Annotated in this window: 25 protein-coding genes, 1 tRNA gene and 1 pseudogene; 17 read left to right on the forward strand and 10 right to left on the reverse strand. The window is 53.9% G+C overall.

Annotated elements, in window-relative coordinates:
* The first annotated feature begins 8 nt into the window (after positions 1-8).
* Together nrdR and ribD are read left to right on the forward strand one after the other, a co-directional pair.
* On the forward strand, positions 9-479 hold the full coding sequence (gene nrdR, locus AC2FNE_RS01695; protein WP_170475967.1) for a transcriptional regulator NrdR: 471 nt from the start codon (positions 9-11) through the stop codon (positions 477-479).
* Positions 476-1,579 (forward strand): bifunctional diaminohydroxyphosphoribosylaminopyrimidine deaminase/5-amino-6-(5-phosphoribosylamino)uracil reductase RibD, encoded by a 1,104-nt coding sequence (gene ribD, locus AC2FNE_RS01700; protein ID WP_170603866.1) that lies wholly within the window; start codon positions 476-478, stop codon positions 1,577-1,579. The genes nrdR and ribD overlap by 4 nt, the downstream gene beginning before the upstream one ends.
* Here the strand turns inward: ribD and AC2FNE_RS01705 are convergent.
* From AC2FNE_RS01705 to AC2FNE_RS01715, 3 genes are all read right to left on the reverse strand, one after another.
* Positions 1,576-3,564, reverse strand: a complete 1,989-nt coding sequence (locus tag AC2FNE_RS01705) for a capsule polysaccharide biogenesis protein (RefSeq protein ID WP_496804659.1) — start codon at positions 3,562-3,564, stop codon at positions 1,576-1,578. The genes ribD and AC2FNE_RS01705 overlap by 4 nt on opposite strands.
* A 15-nt stretch (positions 3,565-3,579) precedes the next feature.
* On the reverse strand, positions 3,580-4,713 hold the full coding sequence (locus AC2FNE_RS01710; protein ID WP_496804646.1) for a polysaccharide biosynthesis/export family protein: 1,134 nt from the start codon (positions 4,711-4,713) through the stop codon (positions 3,580-3,582).
* A gap of 80 nt (positions 4,714-4,793) precedes the next feature.
* Positions 4,794-6,092 carry a capsule polysaccharide biogenesis protein gene (locus AC2FNE_RS01715; RefSeq protein WP_496804647.1) on the reverse strand — a complete coding sequence of 433 codons (1,299 nt, stop codon included), beginning with the start codon at positions 6,090-6,092 and terminating at the stop codon, positions 4,794-4,796.
* 139 nt (positions 6,093-6,231) lie between these two features.
* On the opposite strand from AC2FNE_RS01715, the gene AC2FNE_RS01720 reads away from it, so the two are divergent.
* A complete protein-coding gene (locus AC2FNE_RS01720) occupies positions 6,232-6,819 on the forward strand; it encodes a riboflavin synthase (protein WP_496804648.1) in 588 nt (195 codons plus the stop codon).
* Here AC2FNE_RS01720 and AC2FNE_RS01725 read toward each other — a convergent pair.
* Positions 6,814-7,875, reverse strand: a complete 1,062-nt coding sequence (locus AC2FNE_RS01725; RefSeq protein WP_496804649.1) for a phosphatase PAP2 family protein — start codon at positions 7,873-7,875, stop codon at positions 6,814-6,816. The two genes, AC2FNE_RS01720 and AC2FNE_RS01725, sit on opposite strands and share 6 nt — an antisense overlap.
* 322 nt (positions 7,876-8,197) lie before the next feature.
* On the opposite strand from AC2FNE_RS01725, the gene ribB reads away from it, so the two are divergent.
* The 4 genes from ribB (at position 8,198) to AC2FNE_RS01745 (ending at position 10,730) form a co-directional block, all read left to right on the forward strand.
* Positions 8,198-9,319, forward strand: a complete 1,122-nt coding sequence (gene ribB / locus AC2FNE_RS01730; protein ID WP_170475959.1) for a 3,4-dihydroxy-2-butanone-4-phosphate synthase — start codon at positions 8,198-8,200, stop codon at positions 9,317-9,319.
* Positions 9,320-9,321: 2 nt separating this feature from the next.
* Positions 9,322-9,873, forward strand: coding sequence for a 6,7-dimethyl-8-ribityllumazine synthase (locus tag AC2FNE_RS01735; RefSeq protein WP_170475957.1), 552 nt, complete (start codon positions 9,322-9,324; stop codon positions 9,871-9,873).
* On the forward strand, positions 9,870-10,355 hold the full coding sequence (nusB, locus tag AC2FNE_RS01740; RefSeq protein ID WP_170475955.1) for a transcription antitermination factor NusB: 486 nt from the start codon (positions 9,870-9,872) through the stop codon (positions 10,353-10,355). Before AC2FNE_RS01735 ends, nusB begins: the two co-directional genes overlap by 4 nt.
* 69 nt (positions 10,356-10,424) lie before the next feature.
* Positions 10,425-10,730 carry a hypothetical protein gene (locus AC2FNE_RS01745; RefSeq protein ID WP_170603864.1) on the forward strand — a complete coding sequence of 102 codons (306 nt, stop codon included), beginning with the start codon at positions 10,425-10,427 and terminating at the stop codon, positions 10,728-10,730.
* A gap of 208 nt (positions 10,731-10,938) precedes the next feature.
* On the opposite strand, the gene AC2FNE_RS01750 is transcribed toward AC2FNE_RS01745, so the two are convergent.
* Positions 10,939-11,364: an SRPBCC family protein gene (locus AC2FNE_RS01750; RefSeq protein ID WP_496804650.1), complete on the reverse strand. Its 426-nt coding sequence runs from the start codon at positions 11,362-11,364 to the stop codon at positions 10,939-10,941.
* Positions 11,361-11,681 (reverse strand): ArsR/SmtB family transcription factor, encoded by a 321-nt coding sequence (locus AC2FNE_RS01755; RefSeq protein WP_170475950.1) that lies wholly within the window; start codon positions 11,679-11,681, stop codon positions 11,361-11,363. The genes AC2FNE_RS01750 and AC2FNE_RS01755 overlap by 4 nt, the downstream gene beginning before the upstream one ends.
* Before the next feature lie 110 nt (positions 11,682-11,791).
* Between AC2FNE_RS01755 and AC2FNE_RS01760 the strand changes: the two genes are divergently transcribed.
* Entirely contained in the window at positions 11,792-12,223 is a 432-nt protein-coding gene (locus AC2FNE_RS01760; protein WP_170475948.1) for an MmcB family DNA repair protein, read from the forward strand.
* A 4-nt stretch (positions 12,224-12,227) separates the two neighbouring features.
* Here AC2FNE_RS01760 and AC2FNE_RS01765 read toward each other — a convergent pair whose 3' ends face one another.
* Positions 12,228-12,416, reverse strand: coding sequence for a DUF6324 family protein (locus AC2FNE_RS01765; RefSeq protein WP_170475946.1), 189 nt, complete (start codon positions 12,414-12,416; stop codon positions 12,228-12,230).
* A gap of 74 nt (positions 12,417-12,490) precedes the next feature.
* Here AC2FNE_RS01765 and AC2FNE_RS01770 point away from each other — a divergent pair, with 74 nt between their 5' ends.
* From AC2FNE_RS01770 to AC2FNE_RS01785, 4 genes are all read left to right on the forward strand, one after another.
* Positions 12,491-12,973 (forward strand): GNAT family N-acetyltransferase, encoded by a 483-nt coding sequence (locus tag AC2FNE_RS01770; RefSeq protein WP_496804651.1) that lies wholly within the window; start codon positions 12,491-12,493, stop codon positions 12,971-12,973.
* 47 nt (positions 12,974-13,020) lie between these two features.
* Positions 13,021-13,097: transfer RNA gene (locus tag AC2FNE_RS01775), tRNA-His, on the forward strand.
* 238 nt (positions 13,098-13,335) lie between these two features.
* On the forward strand, positions 13,336-14,151 hold the full coding sequence (locus AC2FNE_RS01780; RefSeq protein ID WP_174823110.1) for a hypothetical protein: 816 nt from the start codon (positions 13,336-13,338) through the stop codon (positions 14,149-14,151).
* 362 nt (positions 14,152-14,513) lie between these two features.
* On the forward strand, positions 14,514-15,650 hold the full coding sequence (locus tag AC2FNE_RS01785) for a DUF1996 domain-containing protein (protein WP_496804652.1): 1,137 nt from the start codon (positions 14,514-14,516) through the stop codon (positions 15,648-15,650).
* A gap of 549 nt (positions 15,651-16,199) precedes the next feature.
* Here the strand turns inward: AC2FNE_RS01785 and AC2FNE_RS01790 are convergent.
* Positions 16,200-17,615 carry a site-specific integrase gene (locus tag AC2FNE_RS01790; RefSeq protein WP_496804653.1) on the reverse strand — a complete coding sequence of 472 codons (1,416 nt, stop codon included), beginning with the start codon at positions 17,613-17,615 and terminating at the stop codon, positions 16,200-16,202.
* 553 nt (positions 17,616-18,168) lie between these two features.
* Between AC2FNE_RS01790 and AC2FNE_RS01795 the strand changes: the two genes are divergently transcribed.
* The 5 genes and pseudogenes from AC2FNE_RS01795 to AC2FNE_RS01815 all read left to right on the forward strand — a co-directional run.
* Complete coding sequence (locus AC2FNE_RS01795; RefSeq protein ID WP_496714925.1) at positions 18,169-19,032, forward strand: hypothetical protein; 864 nt, start codon at positions 18,169-18,171, stop codon at positions 19,030-19,032.
* A 97-nt stretch (positions 19,033-19,129) separates the two neighbouring features.
* Complete coding sequence (locus AC2FNE_RS01800) at positions 19,130-19,375, forward strand: helix-turn-helix domain-containing protein (protein WP_036560649.1); 246 nt, start codon at positions 19,130-19,132, stop codon at positions 19,373-19,375.
* Positions 19,375-20,667 (forward strand): type II toxin-antitoxin system HipA family toxin, encoded by a 1,293-nt coding sequence (locus AC2FNE_RS01805; protein WP_496804654.1) that lies wholly within the window; start codon positions 19,375-19,377, stop codon positions 20,665-20,667. Before AC2FNE_RS01800 ends, AC2FNE_RS01805 begins: the two co-directional genes overlap by 1 nt.
* A gap of 321 nt (positions 20,668-20,988) precedes the next feature.
* Entirely contained in the window at positions 20,989-21,186 is a 198-nt protein-coding gene (locus AC2FNE_RS01810) for a hypothetical protein (protein ID WP_496714929.1), read from the forward strand.
* Positions 21,187-21,436: 250 nt separating this feature from the next.
* Positions 21,437-22,015 (forward strand): annotated as a pseudogene (locus AC2FNE_RS01815) (IS110 family RNA-guided transposase); the annotation flags it as partial.
* Between the two features lie 163 nt (positions 22,016-22,178).
* On the opposite strand, the gene istB reads toward AC2FNE_RS01815, so the two are convergent.
* A complete protein-coding gene (istB, locus tag AC2FNE_RS01820) occupies positions 22,179-22,931 on the reverse strand; it encodes an IS21-like element helper ATPase IstB (protein ID WP_496714933.1) in 753 nt (250 codons plus the stop codon).
* The coding region (locus AC2FNE_RS01825; RefSeq protein ID WP_496804655.1) for a Mu transposase domain-containing protein at positions 22,928-23,463 on the reverse strand (536 nt) is incomplete at its 5' end. The genes AC2FNE_RS01825 and istB, both read right to left, overlap by 4 nt.

Raw genomic sequence — 23,463 nt, forward strand, 5'->3', positions numbered from 1 at the left:
GACGGCGTATGCGCTGCCCGTTTTGCGGAAATATTGATACTCAGGTAAAAGATTCACGCCCGGCGGAGGATCACGTCGCGATCCGCAGGCGTCGATTTTGTCCTGCATGTGGTGGCCGTTTCACCACGTACGAACGGGTGCAGCTGCGCGATCTCGTCGTCATTAAAACCAACGGAAAACGTGAGGATTTTGATCGCGACAAACTTGAGCGATCGATCCGCATCTCGATGCAGAAGCGTCCAATCGATCCGGAAAGAATCGATCAGATGATTTCGGGAATTGTGCGCCGCTTAGAAAGCATGGGTGACACAGACATTCCATCCAACAAAATTGGTGAAATCGTCATGGAGGCGCTGGCCCGGATCGACACAGTTGCTTATGTTCGGTTTGCGAGTGTTTACAAAAATTTCCAGGCGGCCGATGACTTCGAGGAATTTGTCCACGAGCTGCGCCCGCCGCAGCCTAATTCGGACGAGTGAGCGAAACAGATAAGCGATTCATGGCGTTGGCCCTTTCTCTTGGGCGGCGCGGTCAAGGGGTGTGTTGGCCAAATCCTTCGGTCGGTTGTGTTATTGTGCGCGATGGGCGGATCGTAGGTCGAGGTTGGACGCAAGCTGGTGGTCGACCGCATGCTGAGACTGAGGCCCTGACGCAGGCTGGCCAATTTGCGCGGGGCGCGACGGCTTATGTGTCGTTGGAGCCGTGTGCGCATTTTGGAAAGACCCCACCTTGTGCTCAGGCCCTGATCGACGCTGGCGTTGCCCGGGTCGTGAGTGCAATCGAAGACAGCGATCCACGTGTGGCCGGGCAGGGATTTGCCATGTTGCAAGACGCTGGCGTCGAAGTAACAACCGGCGTTTTGATGGAACAGGCATCCCGCGATCTATCGGGTTTCTTTCTAAAAACAGAGCAGGGACGGCCGTTTGTGACACTCAAACTCGCCAGCAGCTTCGATGGTCGAATTGCGACCGGGACTGGCCACAGTAAGTGGATTACTGGCCCCAAGGCTAGACGGGCCGTTCATGCAATGCGAGCGCGTCACGATGCGGTGATGGTTGGCGCAGGAACAGCACGTGCCGATGATCCTTCACTTACAGTCAGGGACCTTGGTATAGACAGCCAACCGGTTAGAGTTGTTGTTTCTCGGCACCTTGATCTTCCCCTGCTTGGGCAATTGGCGCGCACGGCTGCCGAAATTCCACTTTGGTTATGTCACGGGCCGCATCCGGACGCGGAAAAGGCCCGTACATGGGAAGGTTTGGGTGCGCGTTTGATCCCGTGCGCATTGGACGACCATCAGATTGATGCCGCTGATTTGTTAAAGCAACTTGGACAAGCTGGACTAACACGAGTGTTCTGTGAAGGCGGATCTGCGCTCTCGGCATCTCTTTTGGCCGAGGATTTAGTGGATGAACTTGTGGTGTTCAGTGCCGGGTTAGCCATCGGCGCCGAGGGGTTGCCAGCAATCGGTTCTTTGGGCTTGGATTCGCTTGACGGTGCCCCGCGTTTCGATCTGATTGAAGCACCAGTTATTGGCGGAGACGTCATGCATCGGTGGGGACGCGCTGGATCGGCTTAACGCCAAAGGTGCGCATGAGTCGCCAGCGCCCCCTGCAGTTTTGACAATAAGCTATTGCCAAGGCCGCTTTTGGCCTGCTGCCGCGATGCCAGACGATCCACAACCACCTCGACGGGGCAGGGTTGCCCAGTGATTGGGTCCAGATAGCGTGGATAGTCGATCAAAGTCGCATGCACCAATCCCATCAGAGATGGTCGGGCACCGCGCCGGGCAGGAACGTTGTCCAAATCCGTTGTCAGCCCCCATCCGGCATAAAACGGAGCACCAAGCGTTGTAACCGGAACACCTCGCAGTAAAGCCTCGAACCCCAATAGAGAGGTCATAGTCCAAACCTCATTTACTTGGATCAGCAATTCCGCGGGATCACAGTCTTGGACAACATAATCTGCTGAATAGTTTGCGTCCAACTGTCCCTCTCGCAGACCGGCTTCGACGTCGGGGTGAGGTTTATAAATCAGAATTGCATCCGGGTTAGCTTTGCGTACCTCAAGCAAAAGATCTCGATTGGTTCTGATACTGCCAGTTCCAAGCTGTATCGACGCATCATCCTCAACTTGCCCAGGAACAAGGATGCGGTGACCTTTCGGCAAGCCGGGAGTGGAATTGCCGATATTGTATTTACTCAATCGATCCGAAACCAAACGCGCAGTCAGGCGTTCCGCACGAAGTCTTTGATCTGCGCGCAAAGTTTCGCGTCTTGTGATCAAGTCCTCTAACTGACTTGGGCGAGTTGGATCGTAATAGATGCCCTGATTGTCTGTCACCAATGACATTGGCGGCACGAGTTGGGCACCAAGTCCACGGGACCTAAGGAACCCATCTTCTATACGCGTTACGTCTTGATCCTGTCCCGCATGTCTGGCCCAGGTCATATGAGGGCGTTCGCTATCCGATGGAGGACCGCCCGTAAATCGTATTTTTTGCTCGCGCCCGAACATCTTTTGAAGGTGTCGACGTTTCCAAATGCGCATTCCAGAAGCAGTCCAGCCTTTTCGATCTTCGCGCCAAGCACGAACCTGCGCCTCAAGAGTGTCCAGAACTGTCTCTAACTGACACAGCTGATCTCGATAGGGGTCGTACCAAGAGGGATACAGGATCATGGCCGCGGCGAATATTTGTGCCCTGGTAAGGTTCCGATGCCTACGGGGTAGGGGATTTTCATCACTTGTCAGTCCCCATCCTGAATAAAATGGCTGCCCAAACACCCTTGGTTTGTGACCAGCCAATATCGCCTCGAACCCAAGTTGAGAGGACAAGGTGTAAACACCTACTGCACCTTCCAGCAACGGCCACGGACTTATCGGATCAGTCAGCAGTGACACTCGTTCATTTTGATCTGAATCTGAGTAGAAACCCTGTCGGTAACCAGAGATGCTTTCAGGGTGCGATTTAATGACTACCCGAGCACCCGGGTTTTCTTCTTGCGCCATGACCAGCATCTCACGAAACCGCGCCGGGTTGCCTGCGCTGGCCCTCACCGCCGCATCGCCCTGCGTTTGATCAACCACTAGTACATATCCGGGGTCGGGTGGGGCGCATTCCGGGTCAAATGCGGAAAATTTGCTGAGGTTTAGTTCGCGCAAACGTTCGATTGCGCCGCGCGCGCGATCCAGAAGCGCGGTGTCATCCAGTGGGTGAGTCGCTAGTAGCTGCTCTAGATCTGATGGTTTCGAAGGGTCGAAATGAGCCCCGGCTCGATCCAGCAACAATCCCAACGGTGCTTCGCCCCCGCGACCGGGGTGCAGTGATCGCAAAAAAGCGTCCTCGACGCGCAGAAGCGGGGAATCGCGATTTTCGGCTATGTGCCTTCCACGATGCGATGTGGGACTGCCGCCCCAAATCCCGACCATATCGTCGGTTCCGGGCAGACCAATCCTCAGGTCGTAGCCGGATAGGGATAAAATTCGGCGAACTTGTCGCTGTGCAAGAAACCCGCCATTATAGACAAACAACCGCCTGCGCTCGGTCCCGGCCGCATGGTCCATTTCAGGACGCACAGTTCAACCGCCCGTCAGGGTAGCTACGTTCGCAAAGGGCGTTAGACCTCCGGCAATCAAGGAAACGGACTTGGACCACTGAGAATACGGCGCTTCGGTCACGTAGATCGTGTCGTCATCGCGAATGACAAAGTCCCGCGCAACAAACAGGCCATTGGGCGAGGTCAGGTTCAACAAGTAGATCATCCGTTGATCGCCTTGCAAATCGGCGCGGCCTATGACGTTGCGGGCAATATCCTGTCGCTCCCTACGAAGCACAAAAATGCCTGTCGGGTCCGAAGATAGAGGCTGGAGACCGCCAACCTGGGCGAGCGCCTCGAGTGCAGAAAGATCCTGGCTTTCAAAAGACACACGGGATTGGCCGCCCGTGGCACCCAGAGCAATGTAGGATCGGCTGTCCTCTTCGACCAAAATCCGGTCGCCGTTGCGCAGGGCGATGTCGGTGCCAGGTGAGCGGAACAGGTCCTCATACCAGACCGTGCCTTTGTGTTTGCCTCGGATCACAGTCACCATCGCAATGTTCGAAGCCACCGTTACACCGCCCGCGTTAGCCAGCATTCCCGAGAGAGTACGGGTGGGCCGTTCGATCGGATACACGCCCGGCGCACCAATGGTACCTGTCAAGGAAACAGTCGCACCATCGCCAGCAACGCGTCGAACTTGAACCTGAGGGTCTGGGGTCTGCTCCTCAAGCCTGGATGAGATAAGGTTGCGTAATTGCTCAGGAGTATTTCCAGCTGCGCGAAGACGACCTGCGTAAGGGACGAAGATAAAACCATCGCTATCTACTTGGACCTCTTCCAGCGCAGTGGCGGAACCGGTTCCAGTTGTCAGCAGGCCATCGTCGACGTTTTCCCAAATTGTTAAGCCCAAGACATCACCAGGGCGCACAGTGTCCGATGCCAGACTTTGCGCACTACGAAATGACTGCGAGAAGCCGTATTTCGGCACGGCAGCAGTCGCACGGGTCACACGATCATCCACTTCAACGACATATGCATTGCCGCCGTTTACGGTAGACCCGGCCAGAATCTCGTCCTTGTTAGGGCCGGCCTTAGGAAGTTGGCAGGCCGCCAGCAAGCCAGCGACCACCACAAAAGATGCCGCCCGTATCCATCGGGTAGGAATTCGAGTCACTGCCGATTGTCCTCAGTTTTCTTTCTTTTGGGTAGGTTACACGGTTTTGTTTGCAACTTCCAGCAACAGGTAGCCGTTGTTCAGTTTACAATTTTCAACTGTGGCGTGACAGCCGCGTCGCCATTTAGGACGATTTGATAAGGGTCCTCCGACTGAAGCATCATATCTACGGCCCGTCTCAACAATTGCCGCCGTCCGCGGCGAGAATAATACCCGCCAGGCACTTGGCTGGTTTTAAGAAGAAAACGACGGTAAGTGCGATATGCTGCTGCGTCCGGCGTTTCAGGATTGGCAAAGAATGCAGCGACTGGCTGCCGGGATACAAATTCCGGTTTATCATAGACTGAACGCCCAAAAACGCGGAGCGGAATGCCGCGCCATAACGCCTGCTGGCCGGCTGTCGAGTTTATAGTCATGGCCGAACACGCCTCGTCCAGCAATCCAGCCATTTTGCCACCCGGGACATAATGTATTCGTTCGCTGACTCCGTATTCTTTCGCTAGCTGTCGAACCCTTTTCCGCAATGGTTCGCGATGGTTCTCTAATGGGTGTTCCTTAATAACGAGATGATGGTGCGAGGGTGCGCCCATGGCGAACCCGGCTATGGCCTGCTGAAGAAACTCGCACATTCCTGAATACTCAGAATGGGATTGCACTGAACTGTCATGCCCAAGTTGTAACAGAACCAAATGATAGGGAAATGCTCCACGGCGCACCCTATTGGTGGCCCACCTGCGCTGTAGGCGATGTATCGGCATGAACAGCAGGCGCTTAAAATAAAGCCGGAACTCTGTCGGTACAGGCAGCTCTCGATGAGTGCGAAAGTTGCGGTAACCGCGATTTAGAAACAGCAGGCACCAATGGTAAGCGGCGCCATAAAAAATATGCTGTCTCATGTCCCCCCAATGCGACGGTGGCGGGGGGCTTTGAACATGGGACTGTGCAAGCGCGTCCTGCATGCGAGCAACGTCAAGGTCCATTAAACGCGAGTTCCCGTTGGAGCCATCGCGCTCATAAGTCACCCACCATGGCCGCAGGTACCCTTCCTCGAACACGTGGACAACAAGACCTAGGGACTTAGCAGTTTCTACCGCGTGGGCATGGATTGGGCGGGTATCTCCGTAGAGAACGATGTCCGTCACATTCCGTTCTCTGATTAGACCTTCAAGAAAAATTGGCCACTCGTCGACCGGTTCCCGAAAGGCGATATAACTAGCCGGATCTGTCCAGAATACCTGATCGCCTGCGTTGAATCCTACGCGCCAGACATGAGCACCTGCTTTTCTCAACATACGGGCCAGTGAATAAAAAAATGGACCGTGTGGCCCTTGCAGAAACAGGAACACGCGCTGTTTGGAATTGTCTGCGACCTGAAACATTGTCTTTTATGTGCTGCTCTTGGTTATGTTTGTTGCCAGAATAATGCCGGTTTGTCAGTTTCCCGGCAAGACAGGTCTTGCCGGGAGGGACGGTGACCTTTACCTCGGCTCTCAACGCTAGGCTCAAAGGATTTATCGCATGTTTACAGGGATTGTCACTGACATTGGCACAATCACCGAGCTTGATCAGCAGGGCGATCTTCGCGCACGCATTCGCACCAGCTATGATACCGGCTCTATCGATATTGGAGCCTCCATCGCCAGCGACGGGGTATGCCTTACCGTGGTTGCGTTGGGTGAAGACTGGTACGATGTGCAGGTGAGCGCAGAAACTATCTCAAAAACCAATCTGGATTCTTGGAAGCTGGGTAAGCGCGTAAACCTAGAACGCGCGTTAAAAGTTGGGGATGAACTAGGCGGTCACATTGTCTCGGGTCATGTGGATGGTGTTGCCGAGGTCGTGGCTGTTGAAGACGAAGGCGACAGTACCCGCGTGACATTGCGCGCTCCCAAGGAATTGGCACGATTTATTGCACCAAAAGGCTCCGTTGCTCTGAATGGCACGTCATTGACAGTCAATGACGTGGAAGGATGCGACTTTGGCATAAACTTTATTCCCCACACGAAAGAGGTCACTACATGGGGAGACGTCGCCATCGGTGATCGGATTAATTTGGAAATAGACACTTTGGCGCGGTATGTTGCTCGATTGGCCGAGATGTCATAGGCGTGGCGCTGTCGGGCCAAATCGCCTGTTTAACAACTCGGCAGTTCGCCAACACAAAATCGCCAGTAGGAGCGCTGCATAGCCGTCGACTGCATAGTGCCATGCCAAGTGGATGGATCCCACAAGAATGACCACCGCGAAAGCCGTCATCAACCATCCTAACCAGCGTGTATAACTGAAAGCGTAAATCGCCAGCAGGGTACTGGTCGCAACATGCATGCTGGGCATTGCTGAAATGCCGCGAATTGGACCGCCGTTGAAATGTCCATCGAACAGGACTTGTTGCCATTGCAAGGCCGCGACCGGGCTGATTTCGTTGGATGCGTGCAAGAGTTCCATCTGGTAAGTAAATGTGTCACCAAAACCGAAAACTTCGAAATAAACGGGCCCAACTGATGCGAACAAGGTCGCGAACAGGTTGCCGCCGAGTGACCAACACAATGCGAAGGCAACTAGGAAAACCATGCTGCGGCCAGGATTTCGCCGGTCAAAACAAGCAAGGCATACTGCTATATAAATAAGGAAAAACCAGCTGTGGTAGGCAAGGTTGATCAAGGTTGTTACGTAAGGGTTTCCAAGAACCGGCCACAGCAGTTGCCAAGTATCTTGGCCGTGCAAAGTTCTGTCTAAATTCGCGAACAACGGGTCCCAGAAATAAGGTTGAAGCAAAGGTAAAACGGTTTTGAGATAAGAATATGAAACTGTGAGCACGGCGATGCACATAAAACCAATCAACGTGTCTGAGGTCGCGGAACGGTTTGAAACGATCTTTCGGAAATCCGCGATCATCCAACTTATTGGTTTCTTTGGTTTCACACGAAAAACTGCAACCGCAAATCGCCACAATACGTAGTTGGCGAAAGCAAATGCAGACAGGTTTAACAAAACACCCAGTATTTTTGTGGAAGCCGACGACCAATACGATATGCCAAGATGCTGTCCCACGGCTATTCCAGCAAGTGCGTGGAGCGCGACAATAGAAACCAAAAGCCGATTTCGCCAAATTACCTCTTTCAGAGAGGCGCCGGAGGCCGTGCTGCCCAACGGATATGTCAATTCACTAGTCCTAAATTTGTAAAATCAATTTTTGACCGATCAGGCTTGGCATTAATTAAAAATGGGCGACTTGGTGCGCCGCTTTTTGGATAATCACACGCTGCTAAGCGCAAATTAGTTAACATTTGGATAATGAAATTCGGGAAATCCGGGGGAGGTGGCAATCGACACCAATCTCTGACAGCGGGCAAAAGGGGCGGGAAATGAGCCGAGATACTTAGTCGAATGCACATTTCAACCGCATGGTCCTTTAAGCACTCTGGTCATTGGGGTTCGACTGGTCTATCCCGCCCAGCATGAATGCTCAGCGAGAGGCTGCCAAATGAGCTTTGAAACTCCAGGACCGGTCGAGGCCCAGTTAAGTGAGGCGATCAGCCCGATCGAAGAAATCATCGACGAAGCGCGTAAGGGTCGGATGTACATTCTGGTTGATCACGAAGATCGTGAAAACGAGGGTGATCTGGTGATAGCAGCGGAATTCGCGGATGCGGCGGCTATTAACTTTATGGCCACGCATGGCCGAGGGTTGATCTGTTTGCCAATGACGGCTGAACGCATTGATGCGCTTGGGCTGCCACTGATGGCCGTAAACAACTCGTCCCGTCATGAAACCGCGTTCACTGTGTCGATCGAAGCACGCGAAGGCGTATCGACGGGTATCTCAGCTGCAGATCGCGCTTTGACAGTCTCTACGGCCATCAACGAACAGAACACGATGGCCCACATCGCGACGCCCGGTCATATCTTTCCGTTGCGGGCAAAAAGGGGCGGTGTACTGGTGCGCGCTGGCCATACAGAGGCGGCAGTCGATATATCGCGTTTGGCGGGTCTGAAACCCGCTGGTGTGATTTGCGAAATCATGAATCCGGATGGCACAATGGCCAGACTGCCGGATTTGGTAGAATTCGCGAAACAACACAATATGAAAATAGGTACGATAAGCGATCTGATTGCCTACCGTTCGCGCAATGACAATCTTGTTGTCGAAACTTCGCGCGAGGTGGTGAATTCGGAATATGGTGGTGAGTGGGAAATGCGCATTTTCACTGACCAAACGCACGGCATTGAACATGTTGTTATGGTAAAGGGCGACATTACCACCCCTGAACCGGTTCTGACCCGAACACATGCCCTGCACGAAGCGCCGGATATCTTGGGATTGGGCCCAAAGTCACCGCGTGAGCTACCGCGTGCGATGGAAAAGATCGCGGAAGAAGGGCGTGGTGTTGTTTGCCTGTTTCGCCAGCCTCGCAATTCGCTGTACGCTGCGGAAGAGGAAGGTCCTAGAACCATTAAGCAAACCGGTCTTGGGGCTCAGATCTTGTCCAAGATGGGTATTCAGGAATTGGTTCTACTGACCGATTCACCGGAAACCAAATATCTGGGGCTTGACGCATTTGGCTTGTCCATCGTTGGCACCCGCGCAATTCTTGGGGATGATTGATCGTGGCTGAACAAGACAAACATGGCGTACTGCCAACGCCCGAATTTGACAATCCGGTCAAACTTCTGATCGTCGTTGCGCCTTTCTATCGCGCCATTTCTGACAATTTGGTTGCCGGTGCCAAAACCCAGATCGAAGCAGTTGGCGGCACGTGTGAAGTGGTCGAAGTACCTGGTGCGTTGGAAGTTCCCACAGCGATCGCGATGGCGGATCGACAATGCAACTTCGACGGCTACGTCGCACTGGGCTGCGTCATTCGAGGTGAGACAACTCATTATGAAACTGTTTGCAATGACTCCAGCCGTGCAATTCAACTGATGGGACTTCAAGGTTTATGCATTGGCAATGGCATTTTGACTGTTGAGAATGAAGAGCAAGCAGAAGTACGCGCTAACCCTGAAAAAATGAACAAAGGCGGCGGAGCGGCCGCAGCAGCCTTGCATCTGATTGCGCTCAGCCGTAAGTGGGGGGCTTCTCGTAAGGGCGTCGGGTTCAAACCGCCGTCCGAGTCCATTCTCTTGGCGGACGGCAGTAACGGATCCACAACGGCATGACCCGAAAAGAAGCGACCCAAAAACCGGTCGACAAAAAGCGTTTGATGAAATCTGCCGCGCGGCTCTACGCCGTGCAGGCCCTTTTTCAGATGGAACAGTCCGGGCAAACAACAGATCAAGTGGTTCGCGAATTTTTGGATCACCGTTTCGGCGCTGTATATGAGGGCGAAGAAATGTTGGACGGCGACATTTCGATCTTTCGCAAGCTTGTGGATGACGCGGTAAACTACCAAGCACCCATTGATCAGATGACCGACCGAGCTTTGGTGGCAAAGTGGCCCATCGACCGGATTGACCCGACGTTGCGGGCCACGTTCCGGGCTGCTGGTGCAGAATTGACCCAAGGGCAGACACCGCCAAAGGTCGTCATTACCGAATTTGTCGACGTTGCGCGCGCTTTTTTCCCCGAGGGAAAAGAGCCAAAATTCGTTAACGCGGTGCTTGATCACATGGCGCGTGAGGCCAAGCCCGAGGCATTCTGACACGCCCCGGACCATTTTACCCAAACCAAATTCGAGCTATTCTTTGAATAGCGCGTAAGGAGGTCTGAAATGCCTAAGCTCATCCGCCTTTACATCACCCAAGTTGCACTTGGTTTTTTGATTTCGGCAATATTCGTCACGGTTCTTCTGGCACTTAACGTTGCTAATCTTCGCGATCTCATTATGGGGTCCGAGATTGGTCTGATGGCCTTGCTGATGATCTGGTTTATGAACGGGATCGTTTTCGCGGGTGTCCAATTCGCTTACGCAATCATGAATTTGGCTGAAAAGCACGATGGTCCGCGTCGAGGAACGCCGATCACGCAAAGTTTGAAACCAGCGTTGATCCGGCAAGAGTCGCGATCCTCACGTTGAAGGATCAAGTGGCGGGACCGCCAGTCATCCGTGGGGCTTTGATTCCCGAGGACCTGTTAATACAGGTGGGCGCCAGGTAATCAGGCCAGGACCTGAACAGAGCCAGCTCCCTCGGAATTGCTTAAGGCCACCGGAATGCTGCCTAACACGAGAAGGGCAGAACCCGCCACGCGCCTAGTTAGGGTCTGAAGCGGGATTCCACAAGAGGTCATGCGTCAACAGTTTCGTGTAATGCCGTTCGCATCTTGCCAAAGTGTTCGTCCCAACCATTGTCCAACGCCAGGATCAACCCAAAGGCCTCTGCTCCTTGTGGGAGGCCTTCGTGAACAAGGCCAAGCCGCGTGCCACCTGAAACTGGCTCTAGCGTCCATCTTACGACGCTCACTGCATCTCCCATGGGTTTGACCGTAAAAGTATACTCAAGATATTCCGGCCTCCGCGCCTGACGGACCTCGCCCCAGATCAATAGGTCGCCGCTTGTCGTTCCAAACATTTCAAGTTTTTGACCTTCTGCCAGACGGCGTTCGGGTTTGTGAAACCATTCCGCAAGCCGGTCAGGTTCGGTTAGATAGTCCCAAACCGTTTCGGGTGTTGCGCGAAGAAAAATGGTTTTCTGCAAAACTGCGTCAGTCATCTATTTGTTCCTTCAATAGCATTTTTGAGATTGGCGAGGCGGTCGTCCCAGAACCGGTCAAAGTATCTGAGCCAGTCCAGAACAGGGGCCATTCCCTTAGGTTCAAGTCGGTTGATGCGTTCCCGTCCGCGAGCCTCGAACGTGATCAGCCCGCCGTCTGAAAGAACGGTTAAGTGCTTTTTGACGGCAGCGCGGGTCATATCGAAATGTCCGGTCAACTGCGCGATTGTCATGTCTTCGGACGCCAGCATTTGAACTATGTCCCTGCGTGTTGGATCTGCCAGCGCGCGAAACGCGTTTTGAGTTTGTGTGTTCATGCGCTCCTCGATTAGATACCTTTTGGTTTCGTGTTTTTACGATACCGATAGGTATCATGTCGAGAGAAGTCGTGCTTGATTTTTGTTCACTAATTGTTCACATTTTGAGAATGAATCTAGAATTGCATCCTGGACAAAGATTGGCCCGAGGGGTTTCGCGGCACCTTGTAACCCATGGTTATGTTTCCATTGAGGAATTTGTCCCGACCCGCGGTTTGCGTGTAGACGTTATGGGATTGGGACCAAAGGGTGAGCTTTGGGTGATTGAATGCAAATCAAGTCGGGCCGACTATCAGTCAGATTCGAAATGGCAGGGCTATCTGGAATGGTGCGATCGATTTTTTTGGGCCGTCGACACAGAATTTCCCGTCGATCTCTTGCCGCCTGAAACCGGATTGATCATTGCAGATGCTTATGACGCTGAAATTATCCGCATCGGTCCTGAGACCAAGGTCGCACCAGCGCGGCGAAAGAAAATGATCCAGAAATTCGCCACCGACGCTGCACGCAGATTGCACGTGCTGCGTGACCCGCGTGTCTGACAGCCTAGTCCCTTAACGCCCGCGCTGCTTGGGCTGCGGCGCGAATTTCTTCGGCGATCTCTTCAGCTTCGTCCGGGTCAAAGTCCATCGGAATCTCAGCATCCGAAGCTTCGATGAACAGACGAACCATGCCCTGATCAGTCGGTCCGATCTGCAGGTTCGCTTCTATGTCGCGTTCGGTATTTATGCCCATGTGCGCCTCCGATGAGCCTTTTTGCTACAGCGCGATGGGTTGAGAATCAAGCGACCAAAGCGCACAAAAGAAGTATGGATAATGTTACCCTTCGGCCCTTTCACGCCGATGATGCACAATGGTTGGTTAAACAGCATGACTTGCTATATGCGCGCGATGAAGGGTTCAACGAATCCTTCGGGCGATTGGTGGCCCAAATCCTGAATGACTTCCTTGCGGATTATGATCCCAGGCGCGAGTGCGGCTGGATCGCCGAGAAGAACGGATTACGCTTAGGCAGCATTTTTTGTGTTGCTCAGGACGATCATAGTGCCAAGCTGCGCTTGTTCCTGTTAGTGCCTGAAGCCCGGGGGCAGGGGATTGGGAGGCACTTGTTAAATGAGTGCATGGAGTTTGCTAGGACTGCAGGCTATCGCGAGATGGTGCTTTGGACACATGAAAGCCATCGCGCGGCCTGCGCTCTCTACCGCGCGTTTGGGTGGCAGTTGGTCGATAGTAAGCCGGTGCATTCTTTCGGCGTGGATTTGGTCGAACAAAGCTGGAGAATTCAACTTTAATAGACTTGCAATCCCAGTGCGTGTTCGATAAATCGCCCTCCACGAGTGCCGCCTTAGCTCAGTTGGTTAGAGCGCTGGATTGTGGATCCAGAGGTCCCCTGTTCAAGCCAGGGAGGCGGTACCACTTCTCATACTAAAACTTTAGGCAGAAGGTTCGGGTCACCAATTGCGTGATTGGTCGCTTTGATGGGCTGCCGCTAGTGATCGGCTGTTATGCCAGACCGCATTTTCACCTGACGTTTGGTGGCGTCAACGCAATTTGTCTTCTATCCTTCGGACAACAAAACGGATTTTTTTCTGGTCGGCACACCCACTGACCCTCTACCATACTGATTACATGAAATCAGATTTGGATATGAAGAATGTTGAATGTTAGAAAGGTTGCTTCGTTTGCAGCGTTAGGCGCATGTATTGCGATTTCGACGCCGAGTATTGCTGATGCCCAGGCGCTTTCACGATCTCCGGCTGAAGATGGATCTTGGCGCCATTCGATTACTCCTTATTTGTTTCTGCCATTCTCTACCAAGGGCACATCAACGGTCGACGGTAGCAGTGTCGATTTGGATTTGAGTCTGAACGAAGTGTTGGACATTTTGCAGGGTGCTCTGTCCGTTCGGTATGAGGGATGGAACGGAGATTTTGGCATCGTTTCCGAGCTCTACTATGTAAAGCTTGGCGAAGACGGCACTTTACCAATTGGCGCAGGACGAACGGATGTCGAAGTGGATGTCCGTCAAACGTTTTTTAACCTGCAGGGCGCTTACCGGTTCGCAAACGGTGTAAATGCTTCGGGCAGAAGATACGCTGCTGATGCGGCGATTGGTGTTAAATGGAATCGGCTCAAGCAAGAAATTGACATAAATACCCCGGGTCCAAGTCTTTCCCTTGGTGGTACTGAAGAATGGTTCGAGCCGCTGATTACCCTGCGGTATGCGACTGAAATCAATGATAAATGGGGTTTTGGAGCCCGTGCGGAACTGAGCGGATTTGGCGTGAACGGCGATGATCTTCAGTATTTAGTCTTGGCCGGGTTTGACTGGCAGGGGTGGGAGAATACGTCTTTGCGCTTCGGTTATCAATTCTATGGAATAGACTATTCCACTGATCGCGATAGTGGCGAGTTTGCTTATGATGTCGACCAGAACGGGATTTATGCAGCGGTGGCGTTTCACTTCTGAGCTGCCGTGATTTTCGCAGACCAAAGCGTCTGAGTAACGGTTTATGGATTCACGATTCAGTGGATTCCCGTCAGATTGCGTCTTCGACTTCGTCTTTAAGTCTTAGGGCCGGGCAAAAAGCCCATAGTCGAGCCACATTCTCGCGGAACTGAAGAACTCACTCAGGCAACAGACCTACAGGATTAAACAATATGTTCTGATTTGGGTGCATTTATTCACAAAGACTTCCGTTGTTGAAAGTAGCTGCGACAATTTTTTTTAAGGATTTGATATGAGCGCGGGGATAACTAAGTTATTTTAGTAATCAACCGAGTGCCCGCCATAGAGGTGGTAGTTTGTAGTTAGTGAAAGGAACAGCAAAGATGACCGATCGTTTTTTTCTGGCGGCCTTTGTCGAGAGCTTTTCAAGTTCCTCAGGGCAAACCAAGCGCAGGTCTGTCGCTGCATCTGGTTACGTCAATTTGCTAATGACGATGTGCATATTAGCCGTCGGAGGGACAGCAAGCCAAACAAGCGCGCAACACGCGTCGTCGGATTTCCACCATGTCGTCACGCGCGGTACCGATAAGGGGTCTATGCCTGTACCTCGCGGTGAGAAGGGCAACATAGACGGTCATGGTTTTCGCTTTTTTTGCGTGCCTTCACACTTTTCGTATGATGACCCGGTTGTTTATCCCGGGCAACCCGGTGCAGCTCATCTGCATATGTTTTTTGGTAATTCCGAGGTTGATGCTAACAGCACTAGTAATGACATTATCCACTCGGGTCGGACGACCTGCGATGGTGGTGTGACGAACCGTTCTGCTTATTGGATTCCGGCGCTCTTTAACGAAAGAGGGGAAGTTGTTCTCCCTACGTCTATAATAAATTATTACAAGAGTTGGGTGAGTGATCGCAGCAAGATCAAACCAATTCCGCAAGGCCTTGAAATTTTGACCAACGCAGATGTAAAAGGGTCTAACGGTGTCGTTGTAAGCAAGAAAGATCAAGAAATTTGGGGGGGTGACATTCGGATTTCTCCTCACGATGGTTTGACATTAGAAGTCATTTTTCCTGATTGCGTTGCCGTGAATGCCGACGGATCGCCGATACTTTCCAGCCCTGGAGGCACCAAGCACGTCGCGTACTCCATTCATGGCCGTTGCCCGCGCTCTCACCCCTATACGATTCCACAGCTGACCCAGAATGTTAACTGGGCGGATGTACCGTTTGACTCTGACTGGTATTTTGCATCAGATCGCATGGACAATCTGTCAAAGGGTATGACTGCTCATGCTGACTATGTCGCCGGTTGGACAGAAGAATCCGCACAGATTATGGCGGATTGTATGCGCGATGCTGTCTCAGAGTGCGGGCCCGACCTCCATTCGCACAAGCATGATCAGTTTTTTGCGCCAGATGGCAGTCGAGTATACGGTGATTTCAAAGTTGCAGATGGGGTGTCTTCGACGCCTGCAGCGCTTAAGGGATGGCCTTGGATGCTTAATCATAATCATTAGGCTTTTGGAAGTCGAACGCAGAGATCTTTGATATCCCTGGCTGTAGACCCGATAAGGTCTCGTCCTTGATTTATCCTAGAGCCAATGGGCGTCTGTATTGTGACGAAGTGTCATTCACCGGAGTGCTTTGTTCTTTTTGATTTTGCTGCACTAAACACTTGGCGCTGAAAAGACACAGTGGTGGACGTTGCTAGGGTCGCGAGGAGTAGTTGTGAGGCTCGATCAAAAGGAGGCCGAAATGGTTGAGTGCGATCTACAAAAAAGCGATTTGTCAGTTGAGATGCGTTGAAACGTTAATTTTCCGGGGTCGACGACAGAAAATCTACTTTGATATACCAGTACCATTCTTTGTTTTGGGACGACTAACGCCGGGGCAAAAACGGTGTTCGCAAAACCGAGACCGAGTTTAGTTCTTTGAGATTATTCTCCACGCAAATAATGCGCACCCTCAGCTACTTTATGATGCCCTAGGATTTGCAGTGACGGTAAATTCGCATCCAACTCTCTTGCCGACTTTCTGACTAGTATAGAGCCTGAGTTTTGCTCGTCTCACAAACCCCTTTCCACCGGGTTGGCTGAACGTTCAATAGCTTCTCCAAGCTGGTTGAGTGTGTAGCCCTCCCGAAGATACACTTCCTGTGTGACACCGGAGCGAGCGTGTCCAACAATGCACTGAATGATTGGCTCTGCCACATTTGCCTGACCAAGCCGCGTAACGACCGTATGTCGAAAGCTGTGAAACACCAATCCTGGCTCTTTGAGGCCCAGCTTTGGTAGGAAACTTTCGTTGCACCAGCGTCCCAAGGCACGACCGTACCCTCCGTTGGCATTGAAATTGTAGTCGGGGAATAGACGGGTTCCATTCCGGCGGGTATCTACGAAGTCTAAAAAGCCCAGATTGATCAAATCTGGGTGTATCGGGACCTTCCGTCGCGCCGCTGTCGACTTTACGCGCTTGTTGTCGTCGTCGCCTTCATCCGTGATGTTGAGGAACCATGTTCCGCATTCTTGCTGCACATCCTTGATGTCGAGTTGGCATATTTCATTCAGCCGGGCTCCAGTGAATATGCCAAGCAGCATCCCCCACTTGTGGCTGTCCTTTCGCACTAGACCGGACGGGTTCGTGGTGAGTTCGGTGTACAAAAGCTGGATATTTTCAGGAGAGAAGGGTTTGCGCTGGCCTTTACTGTTTTTCTCTTTGGCCACCTTCATGCCATCGAAGAGGCTGTGCGGAGAATAACCGTGCCGCTCAGCCCAATCAAAAAAGCCTTTGAACATTTGTATGTGGCTATTGATCGTTTTGGGGGCGATCTTTTTCTGGCCGGGCAGCTTGATGACGTCCATCAAAGGCATGTTTTTCAGTGCAGGTTTAGTGTTCCGACTGGATGGCAAGGCTTGCAAAACCTTTTTGACTTCGTTTGCATCCTGCTTCGTAATCGTGCCCAGCAACCGGTCTGGCCCGAAGTACTCATTGAGAATATTCAGGTATGCACGGTTCTGCCCGATTGTTTTTTGAGCCCACTGACGCGAATGTTCCGTGATGAAGTCATCAATTGCGGGGCCTATTGGTGAAGAGGCGGGGAGCGTCCTTGCGGGCGGCGATAAAGTAACGGCTGGGGCGTCATCATAAGAGTAGTGTTCAAGGCGTTCTACGGCCTCCAGAACGCGCCTGAGCATATCTCTGCGCCCCTTTCGCCACTCACGGCGAAGGTTCATCGCGTTATCGTCCCAGTCCTGTGTGCTTATGTCAGAGGCTTTGCAAAATTCTTCGCTGTCGAGATAGAGGTCAGACAGTAAATCCTCGCCTTCACAAGCGTTTTCATGGATTTCAATCTCTTGTTGCATCGCACTGATTGATTCATCTGGAAAGCCTTTGTCGTTTAGCTGTTCCAAATATTTATCCAGCGAAGTCTTGAAGTACCGATACACCATTGATCGGATTTGGTCTTGTCTTAGTCGGGGCACGTTCTTTTGATCCGGTATTAATCGACCGCAAGATGCAAGAAAGCGCGCCAGATCACCAGCCCTGTGCGGGCAGCGGGTACGCAGCGATATTCTTACAGATGTTCGCTTTTGCTGGTAAGAGGGAGGGATAGGCCAACGGAAGTAATAAATACCATGTCTTGAAAGGGATAGGTAGGATGAGTGCATCATTGTAGGTGTGTCCCACTTTGTGTCACACCCGAGCACCACTGGGCTAAGTCAATGATTTAGAATAAAATGGAGGCGAGTACCGGAATCGAACCGGTGTACACGGATTTGCAATCCAGAAAGAGCGCAAGCGAAAACAACGACTTAAGGGTGCAAAACACCCCCTGACAAAAAGTGAACAAAAAGCGAAAGTTTCAAAGCCAATTTCGCCGGTTCAAAATGAAAAAGGCCCCGTCACAGCGGCAACTGTGAACCGGGGCCAAATAGAAAAAGCCTGTCAGCTTTCACTGCACATTAGCATGGGCCAGTGCCGTATCGCAAATGCTCAGTCGGCTTTTTCCTGGCCTCTGACCGGTGAGGTGACCCAATGAGTTGGCGCATCGCAAACGAATGCGCCGAGCGCCGCTTTGGCAGCGCTGCACGCAAGCAGATCATCATGTTCCTGGCCGACAAGGCGAGCGATGACGGCTCAGGCATCTGGTGCTCGAAGGGGACCATCCAGCGTCACACAGAGCTTAGTGAGAGCACGGTCAAGCGCACCATCATCGACTTCCTACGCGAAGGCATCTTGATCGAGACCGGGCGGCGACAATGCAAGAACGGCTACACCGTCATCTACCGCATCGTTCTGGAGCGCGTGGCCGCGCTCGAACCCACGGCTGAGCCCGACATTGAGACGGGGGTCACCGTGAACCCCGTCCAGTCTGAACCCGGTACGGGGTCCACGGTGAACGGGGTACGGGGTTCACGGTGGACCCCAAACCATCCTAAAACCATCCATAAACCACCTACGCGCAGGCGCGAGGCGGCGGCGGAGGTTGAAGAGCTGGAAGCTGAGAAGATCCTGGCAGCCTATCCCGAGGATAGGGTCCGAGATCGGCGAACCAGTATGCGCCTGATCGCAGCAGCTGTGAAAGCCGGGCTGAAGCCCGATGACTTGCAGCAGGCGGTCAAAGCCTATGCCAAGGAAAGCGAGGGCTACACGCGCAGCAAGGTTTGTTTCTCAGACAACTGGTTCAAGATGCGCCGATGGGAGAAGGGCTTTGCCCAGATACAGGCGGACCGCGAGAAGGCACGAGAAGCCGAAGCCAAAGGTCGTGCCAGCCTCACCGAGTGGATCCATGAGCGCCATCCCCTGTGTCGTCACATCACCAACCGGCAGGTCGAGGACTTAATTGCATCGAAGCTGGTGACGCCTGAGCAGGTTCGAGCTGCGGGGCTGCAGGCATGAGTGCGGCTCGATTGTTACGCTATGGCGTAAAAATTGAATATTTACGTTGCAGCGTAATTTATTTTGATTTACGCTGTGCCGTAAAAGGAGCCGCGTTATGGACCTCACAGCACGAACGGCCGAGCAGATCGGCGAGGCACTCCGCCGGACGCGCAAAGCGCGCGGCTGGACCCAAAGCGATATCAGCGCGCGTACGAATTTGCGCGTCGCGACGATTTCGTCGCTCGAGAATGGCGACGCGGGAACCAAGCTCGCCACAGTGCTCGCTGTCATGGCGGCTCTTGGGCTTGAGTTCCGATTGGTGGAGCGCGGTGGCTCGCTTGAGATCGAGGATATCTTCTGATGGCCAAACACGGGCGTAGCGGCACGATGCAAGTGCTTCTGAACGGACGGTTGGTGGGGGCTTTGCGTCTCGCTGGTTCAGGCGCGATCAGCTTTATCTATGATCCGGAATGGTTGGCATGGGAACATGCAATGCCCATCTCGCTTTCGCTGCCTTTGCGTGAAGAGGCACACCAGGGCGGCCCTGTAATCGCCTACTTGGAAAACCTGCTGCCGGACAATCAGGCGATACGTGAGCGCGTTGCCGCTCGGGTGCGTGCAGGCGGCACGGACGCATGGCACATGCTGGAAAAGATCGGGCGCGATTGCGTGGGAGCCTTGCAGTTCGTCTCGGGTGAGGTCCCCGAGGTTGGCTCCCTCGAGGGAGAGCCCGTATCTGAGGCACAGATTGCGGATATGCTGCGCAACCTCGCAAGTGCTCCGCTAGGCTTGGACGAGGAAGACGACTTCCGTATTTCCATAGCAGGGGCGCAGGAGAAAACAGCGCTGCTGCGCCACGAGGGCGTGTGGATACGTCCATCGGGGCTCACCCCCACAACCCATATCCTCAAGACCCAGCTTGGCGTCCTGCCTGCAGGGGTCGACCTGTCCGACAGTGTCGAGAACGAGTTTTTCTGCATGAGCTTTTGCCGCGCCATGGGTTTGGATGTAGCAGAGGTCGAGATTACTGACTACGAAGATGTACGAAGCCTCGTCGTGACGCGGTTTGATCGGCGCTGGACCAAAGATGGCCGCTTAATCCGCCTCCCGCAGGAGGATTTTTGTCAGGCGCTCTCAGTCCCACCCAGCCAAAAATATCAAATGGATGGCGGGCCGGGGATCACCGAAGGGATCGAGTTGCTGACTGGCAGTGATGACCCCGAGGCGGATCAGCGCGTGTTCTTCCGCGCGCAGGTGCTGTTTTGGCTTTTGGGGGCGACAGACGGGCACGCTAAGAATTTCAGCATCGCATTGCGCCCTGGCGGGTTCCGCATGACCCCGCTCTACGATGTGCTGAGCGCTCAGAAAGCCGTGGATGACAGTCAAATCCGCCAGAACCGGATGCGCCTCGCGATGGCCGTCGACGGACACTACCGGATCAACGAGGTGGTGCCGCGTCATTTCCTGCAGGCTGCGAAGGCGGCAGGTTTTGGTGTGGCGCTGGCGGAAGAGGTCTTGTCGGGCGTCGCGTCTGAGCTTGAACCCGCCTTGGACAAGACACTAGCAGACCTGCCGGATGGGTTTCCACAGCCATTGGCGGAAGCCATTGCTGCTGGCATACGACGTCGGGCGATTGCCTTTCATGCCGTATGATCCGCAGATCATATTTCCGTTTTATGGTCGGTAGGTCATATTTACAGTGAGCAATCTGCAGGCCCAGTGCAGTAGTTGCAGCGTTCCAGGCCAGCATTGACGGGCCAGCCCAGAGATTGATGGCCAAACTCAGATCCTCAACGCCGTGTTTCTGATTGCTGAACATAAGCTGGCAGCCGTGCCAGACGCGGTGCAGGCACCGCTTCAACAAGAAAATTCCCCTGCGCCAGCGCATTCCTCGCGAGGCAATTTTCCCGCTGACATCCCCTTGGTGCCCGCTTTGGCCATGTTCATCGAAACACTCAAAGTGAGGATTGAAAATTGGCTACGCAAACTCTGAAACTGAACGTCAAATCCGGCGAAAAAGACGGCAAGAACTTCTGGGCCCGCTGCGGCGTGCTCTTCGTCAACACCGACGACCGCGGCAACATCACGTCGATCAACGTCAAACAAAGCATGTTCCCCGACGTCGAAATGGTCGCCTTCCCGCGCCGCGATGACGACCCAGTCACCGAATGACTGCGGTGCCGGGGCGGGTAGCCCGCCCCGGGTGACCCCGAAGTTAGGTGTGGATCGCTGCCAATTGGACTTCCACAAGCACCCGATGTCGCTTCAGTGCAACTCCTCGGACCGGACTTTCGCTGCAAGTGCAGAACCGGCAGTTGGGGGAACTGGTGCTAAGCGGATGGGGTGGATGGCGTCTGCAGCCAACCGTCGCGCTTTGCGGCAAACTGCAGAAGACATCTTCTGCAAGGAAAGGAGCCCCACCATGGAAGTCACGACGATAGGATTGGATCTCGGTAAAGACGTCTTTCAGGTCCACGGGATCGCTGATGACGGTACGGTTGTCTTCAATCGTTCGATCCGCCGCAGACAATTGCTGAAGTTCTTTGAGACCCTGCCGAGCTGCCTCGTCGGAATTGAGGCGTGTGGGTCGGCACATCACTGGGCGCGTGAGCTGACTGAAATCGGCCATGACGTGCGCCTCATGCCGGCGACTTACGTAAAGCCCTACGTGAAGCGTGGAAAGACGGATGCGGTTGATGCCGAGGCAATCTGCGAGGCCGTCACGCGACCGACCATGCGGTTCGTCGCTGTGAAATCGAAGGAACAACAAGCCCTTCTTACAATGCATCGCGTGCGCCAGCTTGTCGTGCGCCAGAAAACCCAGATGCTGAACGTGATCCGGGGTCTTCTTCGAGAGTTTGGTCATGTGATCGGGAACGGGCCGGTGGCGGCGATGCGCTTCGTCAAAGGGTTCAAAACCAACGATTGCCCGGACATGCCAGACGTTGCGAAGAGCATGCTCAAAACCCTCTGCGAGCAGGTTGTTGCACTCGACGAGCGCGTGGTGTTGTCAATCCCGGAGGAAAAAGGGACGGTTCACCGGAGCAAGAGTCCCCAGTTTTCGGATTTAGCCGGCGCCTTGGCGCGTGTGCTTCCACATAGCTGACGCGTGACAAGGCGCACTGGGCGAAGCTCAGTTTGGGGTCGGACTTTCAGTTGTTGGCTCAGGTTCTGGCCATTCGGCTCTGCTTCAGGCGGAAGCTGTCGCCGTTCATTTCCAGGATATGGACATGGTGGGTCAGGCGGTCGAGGATGGCGCCTGTCAGGCGTTCTGCGCCAAAGACCTCGGTCCATTCGTCGAATGGCAGGTTCGATGTGATGATGATCGAGCCGCGCTCGTAGCGCTGCGAGATGATCTCGAACAGGAGTTCGGCGCCGGTTTTGGAAAGCGGCACGAAGCCGAGTTCGTCGATGATGAGCAGGTTTTGACTTGCGAGAGTTTTCTGCAGGCGCTGGAGGCGGCGCTCGTCTGTTGCTTCGATGAGTTCGTGGACCAGAGCAGAGGCCGTGGTGAAGCGAACCTTCAGGCCCTTCTGACAGGCCGCCAGCCCGAGCCCCAGGGCGACGTGGGTCTTGCCGGTGCCGCTTGGCCCCAGGGCGATGATGTTTTGGAAGCGCTCGACGAACTCGCAGCGGGCAAGCTCCATCGTCAACGGCTTGTTGAGCGACGGGATCGCCGTGAAGTCGAAGCTGTCCAGACTCTTGGTGGCCGGGAACTTCGCCGCCTTGATGCGCCGCTCGATCATCCGGCGTTCGCGTTCGATCAGTTCCAGTTCGCAGAGCCGCAACAGGTACTGAACGTGATCCTTGCCCTCGGCTGCGCAAGCACGTGCCAGCTTGGCATATTCGCTGTTGAAGGTAGGCAGCCTGAGCTTCTTGAGATGATGCTGCAGTAGAACCTGAGGGGTGTCGGTCATGTTCCCGCCCCCGGCATCAGGCTCATGTAACTGGCCGGCTTCGTGGTCTCGACCCGGGCTCGGGGAAGGTAGGGGTAGATGTCCAGATCGAGCCGCGGCGGCCGGCGTTCGATGCGACAGAGCACCAGATGCTTGACCGCGTCATAGCCGATCGCCCCAAGGCCGAGGGCCTGGCGTATAGCACCGTGGACATGGTCCATCTTGAAGGTCTCGAGGAGCCGCAGAACCTGGACGTACTCCCGCTTACCCTTCTTACCCATTCGCGCCTCCAGCAGTCTGTGCAGGGTGGCGAACTCTTCGGGCAGGTCCCATCCGTGCAACGGGGCCGCCTGGTCGAGAGCGCCGACCTTCTGCTCGAGCAGCGGCAGGAAGTGGAGCGGATCGAAGACCATGTCGGCCTTCTCGTAGGACCGCCGGTGGCGGGCGATGATCTCACCGCCGCAGCCGATAACGACCTCGCCGACATAGCCACGGACCAGGACCTCGCGGTGAGCGTAGGCGACCGGCACCGAGTAGTCGTTGCAGCGATAGC

It is taken from the genome of Ruegeria sp. YKSD179 (assembly GCF_059612885.1).

Bases quoted from the DNA above. Each gene is read 5' to 3' on its own strand.
- nrdR (WP_170475967.1), top strand. From the start codon at position 9: ATGCGCTGCCCGTTTTGCGGAAATATTGATACTCAGGTAAAAGATTCA.
- AC2FNE_RS01705 (WP_496804659.1), bottom strand. From the start codon at position 3,564: ATGGACCATGCGGCCGGGACCGAGCGCAGGCGGTTGTTTGTCTATAAT.
- AC2FNE_RS01715 (WP_496804647.1), bottom strand. From the start codon at position 6,092: ATGTTTCAGGTCGCAGACAATTCCAAACAGCGCGTGTTCCTGTTTCTG.
- AC2FNE_RS01720 (WP_496804648.1), top strand. From the start codon at position 6,232: ATGTTTACAGGGATTGTCACTGACATTGGCACAATCACCGAGCTTGAT.
- ribB (WP_170475959.1), top strand. From the start codon at position 8,198: ATGAGCTTTGAAACTCCAGGACCGGTCGAGGCCCAGTTAAGTGAGGCG.
- nusB (WP_170475955.1), top strand. From the start codon at position 9,870: ATGACCCGAAAAGAAGCGACCCAAAAACCGGTCGACAAAAAGCGTTTG.
- AC2FNE_RS01745 (WP_170603864.1), top strand. From the start codon at position 10,425: ATGCCTAAGCTCATCCGCCTTTACATCACCCAAGTTGCACTTGGTTTT.
- AC2FNE_RS01750 (WP_496804650.1), bottom strand. From the start codon at position 11,364: ATGACTGACGCAGTTTTGCAGAAAACCATTTTTCTTCGCGCAACACCC.
- AC2FNE_RS01755 (WP_170475950.1), bottom strand. From the start codon at position 11,681: ATGAACACACAAACTCAAAACGCGTTTCGCGCGCTGGCAGATCCAACA.
- AC2FNE_RS01760 (WP_170475948.1), top strand. From the start codon at position 11,792: ATGAATCTAGAATTGCATCCTGGACAAAGATTGGCCCGAGGGGTTTCG.
- AC2FNE_RS01765 (WP_170475946.1), bottom strand. From the start codon at position 12,416: ATGGGCATAAATACCGAACGCGACATAGAAGCGAACCTGCAGATCGGA.
- AC2FNE_RS01770 (WP_496804651.1), top strand. From the start codon at position 12,491: ATGGATAATGTTACCCTTCGGCCCTTTCACGCCGATGATGCACAATGG.
- AC2FNE_RS01780 (WP_174823110.1), top strand. From the start codon at position 13,336: ATGTTGAATGTTAGAAAGGTTGCTTCGTTTGCAGCGTTAGGCGCATGT.
- AC2FNE_RS01785 (WP_496804652.1), top strand. From the start codon at position 14,514: ATGACCGATCGTTTTTTTCTGGCGGCCTTTGTCGAGAGCTTTTCAAGT.
- AC2FNE_RS01795 (WP_496714925.1), top strand. From the start codon at position 18,169: ATGAGTTGGCGCATCGCAAACGAATGCGCCGAGCGCCGCTTTGGCAGC.
- AC2FNE_RS01800 (WP_036560649.1), top strand. From the start codon at position 19,130: ATGGACCTCACAGCACGAACGGCCGAGCAGATCGGCGAGGCACTCCGC.
- AC2FNE_RS01805 (WP_496804654.1), top strand. From the start codon at position 19,375: ATGGCCAAACACGGGCGTAGCGGCACGATGCAAGTGCTTCTGAACGGA.
- istB (WP_496714933.1), bottom strand. From the start codon at position 22,931: ATGACCGACACCCCTCAGGTTCTACTGCAGCATCATCTCAAGAAGCTC.